This window comes from Nocardiopsis lucentensis DSM 44048 (genome assembly GCF_000341125.1).
GTDB classification, from domain to species: domain Bacteria; phylum Actinomycetota; class Actinomycetes; order Streptosporangiales; family Streptosporangiaceae; genus Nocardiopsis; species Nocardiopsis lucentensis.
This window is the reverse complement of the sequence record NZ_ANBC01000484.1, coordinates 1-5,065: the sequence shown is the minus strand read 5'-3', so window position 1 is coordinate 5,065 and position 5,065 is coordinate 1. Positions and strand designations below refer to the sequence as shown.

At 72.9% G+C, this 5,065-nt stretch carries 3 protein-coding genes; 2 read left to right on the top strand and 1 reads right to left on the bottom strand.

What is annotated here, in order from left to right; genetic code table 11:
• Positions 1–79: 79 nt before the first annotated feature.
• Positions 80–1,894 (bottom strand): UvrD-helicase domain-containing protein, encoded by a 1,815-nt coding sequence (locus D471_RS0117205; protein WP_017599769.1) that lies wholly within the window; start codon positions 1,892–1,894, stop codon positions 80–82.
• A gap of 895 nt (positions 1,895–2,789) precedes the next feature.
• On the opposite strand from D471_RS0117205, the gene D471_RS0117200 reads away from it, so the two are divergent.
• Together D471_RS0117200 and D471_RS0117195 are read left to right on the top strand one after the other, a co-directional pair.
• Positions 2,790–3,395 (top strand): SanA/YdcF family protein, encoded by a 606-nt coding sequence (locus tag D471_RS0117200; protein WP_026127811.1) that lies wholly within the window; start codon positions 2,790–2,792, stop codon positions 3,393–3,395.
• Between the two features lie 145 nt (positions 3,396–3,540).
• Positions 3,541–4,974 (top strand): hypothetical protein, encoded by a 1,434-nt coding sequence (locus D471_RS0117195; protein WP_017599767.1) that lies wholly within the window; start codon positions 3,541–3,543, stop codon positions 4,972–4,974.
• Positions 4,975–5,065 lie beyond the last annotated feature (91 nt).

The window sequence follows — 5,065 nt, the reverse complement described above, 5'->3', positions numbered from 1 at the left end:
CCGGCTTCGCCGGCCGCTACAGCGGGGCCTGAGGACCGGATCCGACGGGGGCGCCGAGCACGGCGCCCCCGTCACCCGCTCACCAGGAGTCGGCGATGAGGCGGCTGGGCCGGCCCACGTGCGACACGTACAGCGCGTCCCTGGCCCGCGTCGCGGCGACGAACAGCAGCGTCCGCTCCCGCTGGAAGGTGTGCTCCAGGGCGACCTGGTCGCCGTCGGCCGCCTCGATGGCCGCCTTGGGGGGAAGCAGGTGGTCGCTCACCCCCACCAGGGCCACACAGCGGAACTCCTGTCCCTTGAGCCGGTGCATCGTGCCGACCCGCACCGCCTCGCCTCCGTCGGGGCCCTCCAACGGTGCGGTACGCACGTCGCGCGCCTCCAGTTCCTTGGCGACACCGCGCGCCACCCACTGGTTGCGTCCGGCCACGGCGATATCGCCCGGGTCGACCCCGGCCTCCAGCCACACCCGGACCCAGTCGCCGAGTGCGCTGATCTCCTCGGCGCGGTTGGCGCACCCGCGCACCACCGGCGCCGGACCGCGCAGGAGGGAACGGTAACCGGCGAGGGTGTCGGCGTCGTCGTCCATCCCCAGGGCGGCACGACGGCCCAGGATCGGCATGCTCCAGTCGAGGATCTCCTGTGTGACCCGGTAGCTGACCCGCAGCCGGTGTCCGCGCCCGCGCACGTTGATGCCGAGGGAGGCCAGGGAGACCCGGTTGTCGGACACCCGCTGGTGCGGGTCGGCGACGATGAACAGGTCGTCCGGGCCCTCCGGCACGGCGGCGCGGAGCATCCGCCACTGGGCGGGGTGCAGGTCCTGGGCCTCATCGATCACGGCGTGCCGGAACAGCGGCTCGCCCCGCTCCAGCAGCCGCGCCGCCTCGGCCGCCAGCTGGGGGTGCGACCACAGACCCTCCACACGCATGGCTCCGACGTAGCGGCGGACCGTCTCCCACACCTGACGGCGGTGCTCGGGGGCCAGGTGCTGGATCCGACCGCTGCGCTCGCAGCGGATGTACTGCGGCAGCAGCTCCAGGTTCTGGGCGAGGATGACCTGTTCCCACTCGTCGACGAGGAAGCGGCCCGAGAAGGGCAGTCCGTCGGCGACCGCCACCGCGCGCCAGCGCTGGGCCAGCTCGTCCCCGCTGATGAGGTGGGGCGCCACGCTGGAGTGCGCCTGGACCACGGAGCGCGCGAGGCTGTCGATGGTGGCCACCCGCACGCGGGAGCGGGTGCCGGGGTCGGGCAGTAGCTGGTCGAGGCGGTCGGAGAGGGTCTGGGCGAGCGACCGGTTGTAGGTGGTGAGCAGGACCGACTCGCGAGGGTCGTCGGGGCGGGCGGCGGCGTCGCGCAGGGCCAGGTGGGCGGCGCGGTGCAGGGCCAGGACCGTCTTTCCGGTCCCCGGGCCGCCGGTGACCTGTGTGGACCCGTTGAAGTGCGCCTCGGCGAGCTCGTGCTGGTCGGGGTGCAGGGTGATCTGCCACTGGTCGAAGGGCGCGCGCAGGGCCCCGGACAGTTCGGGCGGACCGGTGGGCGTGGGGTCGACGTTCCCGGGGCCTGCGACGGTGGGGACGCCGGGGCGCAGTCCGCGGGCGAAGCGGAGCGCCTCGTCGCGGGGGCGCACGGCGATGAGGCGGTACCGGGGGGTGTCGTCCTCGGGCCGGTCGGCGGGATCGCGCTCCTCGACCTCGGGGTTGGGCAGGACGACGCCGGACCAGTCGGGGGCGATGCTGACGACCCGGACGCGCGGGTCGGCGGCGCCCTCGACGGTCTCCAGAGCCGGGTGGTCGCCTGCCTGGTAGGCGCGCATCGCGCTCAGCGCGAGGAGCTGGACGTCGGGCGTGAGGCGGGAGAAGTCGCTGAGAAACGTCGGGGCGATCGCAAGGGCGGACACGTCGTGGTTTCCTCCGGTCTTCGACCAAGTGGTGTCGGGCTGTACTGGGCGGTCGGAGCGGATGGTGTCGGGCGGGTGGCGGCGTTCGGCGCGCCGTCGCTCTACGTGAATGATGCTCGCGGCGGAATTCCGGCAAACGCCGCGATGAAGGCGATTCTCGGCATGTTCGAGGCGAGTGTGAGGCATCATGTTCATGCAGGTCAAAAGCACGTTTACGGAAGTCAGTTCGATGCGTTCGGGAGACTCTCTTCGGGCTCGTCGCGGTGGGCCCCGTGACCTGCGGTTCTTCCTGCGCCTCCTAAGTCCGTAAGTGCCTTATCGTCCTGTCCGAAACTCGGGCCCTGGATGATCGAAGCCCTGTTCCGGTCGGTGGTCGTGGGGGAGGTGAGGTGTCCTCGACCGGGGACGGCGACGACCGAAAACGGGAACGCGCCGTGACGGGCCGGACGAGGCGAACCGGGGCGGCCGGTACGCCGCGGAGCGCGGACGGCGGGGGAGGGCCCGGTCGGCCGATCACACCGCCAACGGCATGGCCGGATCCGGACACGCCCTGTCCGTGCCCGCCCCCGCGCGGGATCGTGTACGGCACGGAGCACGCGGACCACGCGTGGTTCAGGGCCCTGCCGGGGTCCGTCCTACCCCGGCAGAGTCCTCAACCACCCTGGACATCCGGTACCCGGTGCCGGTCGGTGGCAAAGCGCTCCGGAACCGGGAACCTCGTGCGGTGGGTTCCGGCGCCGCCCGGCCTCGACCGGGCGCACCCATGATGGCTCAGAGGAACGACAAAGCGACGGTCGGTGCCTCCGACCCGTGCCGTCCGACGGCCCCGGCGCCGGCACCCCGCCGGTAGGCCATGATGGGTGCGCACACGCGTCGGAAGAGGAAGGCGGCCGTGGTGGCTGTGTGGATCGTGGCGATCGGGGTCGGCGCGCCGGCCCTGGCACTGGCGCCGTTCGCGTGGACGTACCTGGCCAGCGCCGGCCGGCGCAGGAGCCCGCTGACCGTGCCGTACCGGCCCGTCGCCGTCGTCCTGGGCGCCGCGGCCTGGAATGACGGGCCCTCGCCCCTGCTCGCCCGCAGGCTCGACATCGCCGTGCGCCTGTTCGAGGAGGACCGGGTCGAACGGATCATCGTCTCGGGCGACAACCGCGAGGTCTCCCGCCGTGAGACCGACACCATGACCGGGTACCTGGTCGCCCACGGAGTTCCGGCCGACCGGATCGACGCCGACCGCTACGGGTACCGGACCTGGGACACCTGCGTGCGGGTGCGCGACCTGTTCGGGGTCGACGCGGCCACGATGGTCACCCAGTCCTTCCACCTGCCACGCACCGTCGCGCTCGCCCGCGCGGCCGGGATCGACGCCGTCGGCGTCGGCGACCCGAGTCTGGGGGCCCGCCGGCGATCCACGGTCATCGGCTACACACGGGAGGTCGGCGCGGCCGTCAAGGCCCTGCGCGACGCCGTACGCCGCCCCGCCCCGGCCCACGCGGAGCCCTGACGGCAGCCGACCGCGAGCCCTTCCGGTTCGCACGGACGACGCTCCGCGTTTCCCACCTTTCATCTGCTTGTTTGTAGGCTCCCAGCAGGAAGGAGGTGGGTGCCGCCTCCCCGCCGAGGACGGGCGGTCCACACCCACGAACACAATGAACGCGACCACGGGTAACGGCTCACACGACGGCGCGCGGGAGGTGGACTGGGTCGCTCTGGCCCCCGAGGGGGGTGAGCGAGTCCCCCAACTCCTGGAATCCCTCGCCGGGAGCGACGCGGCGCTCTCCGAGCTCCACGACATCATCCACTTCCCCGCGCCCGGCCACCGCGCCGCGCCCCGGGCGGTCGACTTCCTCGTCGACATCGCCTGCTCACCGGACACCCCGATCACCGACCGCTGGCGTCCGCTCAGCCTCCTCCTGGAACTGGTGAGCGGCCACGCCGAGGACCACTTCCCGCAGCCCCGCGACCTCCAGCAGTGGCGGGACGAGGTCGCCTGGGCGGCCTCCAACGACGCGGAGAAGGTACGCGAGCAGTACCGGAGCTGGATGGAGGAGGCACCGGACGAACAGCAGTACCGGCGCATGCGCAACCGACTGGCCGTCATGCGAGAGCCCGACGGCGCCGCCGTCCTCCAGGCCGAACTGGACACCCACGAGGCGATCCGCGCGCGCGTCCCCGACCTGGTCTCCCTCCTGCGGGGCAGCGGCAACAGGGGCGGCCTGGACCGGGCAGGGGAGTGGGTCAGCTACGTGCTCGCCTTCCTGCACGAGGACGCCGAGTTCATCGCGGCCGAGATCACCGGGGCCTCCCAGTTCCTGCTCGCCAAGGACCTGCGCGGCGCGCCCCAGGCGCCCGCGTCGCTGAGCGAGCTCAGGAACGGCATCGACAACGGGGAACCGCTGGCCGCCGAACTCTTCGCCCTCGGCCTGCTCGCCAGCCCCGAGGACGTCGACATCACCGTCGCGCTCGCCCACGAGATGGCGGGCGGGAACCTCTACAACGCCTTCGCCGCCTCCGTGGCGACGGTGCTCATCCACGGTGAGAACACCCCGCGCGAGGGGCTGCGCCGGATCGGTCGCGGCGGCGGTACCCACGTCGGCTACGAGGGCCTGTTCAACGAGTCCTGGCCGCACTGCGGCACGCGGTCCCCGCAGGTCCTCGGGTTCCTGGCGCTCGGCCGGGCCGGAGACCGCGCCCGCCGACTGCGACTGGACATGCTGCCGGGGCTGATCAAGGGCGAGTCCGACTCACGCGCACTGGTCACCGGAGTCGGCCTGGAGACGGTGCTGGGCCCCCGCTCCCGGGAGTACTCGGCCGAGGAGCACGCCCGGGCCGACTACGACGAGGAGACACTCAAGGTCCTGTGGGCGATCGCCGAACTGCCCGCCTCCGCCTGGGAGGACGAGGAGTTCACCGACACCCTGGGCGCCTGGGCGCTGCCGGAGGACCCCGCGCGGTTCTGCGAACTCGTCGGAGTGGAACCCGAGCCCGCGCAACCGCGGGCCGCCGAGACCCCCGAGACGGGGCCCCCGGGGCGGACAGCCGAGCGCGGAGGCCTGTTCGGGCGCCTCTTCGGTGGACGTTAGGCGGCGGCCAGGGCGTCGTCCACCCCGGACTCGTACTCGCCGAGGAACACGGGATCGGGGCGCAGCGCCATCGTGAGGAACGCGGCCGCGG

Bases quoted from the DNA above. Each gene is read 5' to 3' on its own strand.
- D471_RS0117195 (WP_017599767.1), top strand. From the start codon at position 3,541: ATGAACGCGACCACGGGTAACGGCTCACACGACGGCGCGCGGGAGGTG.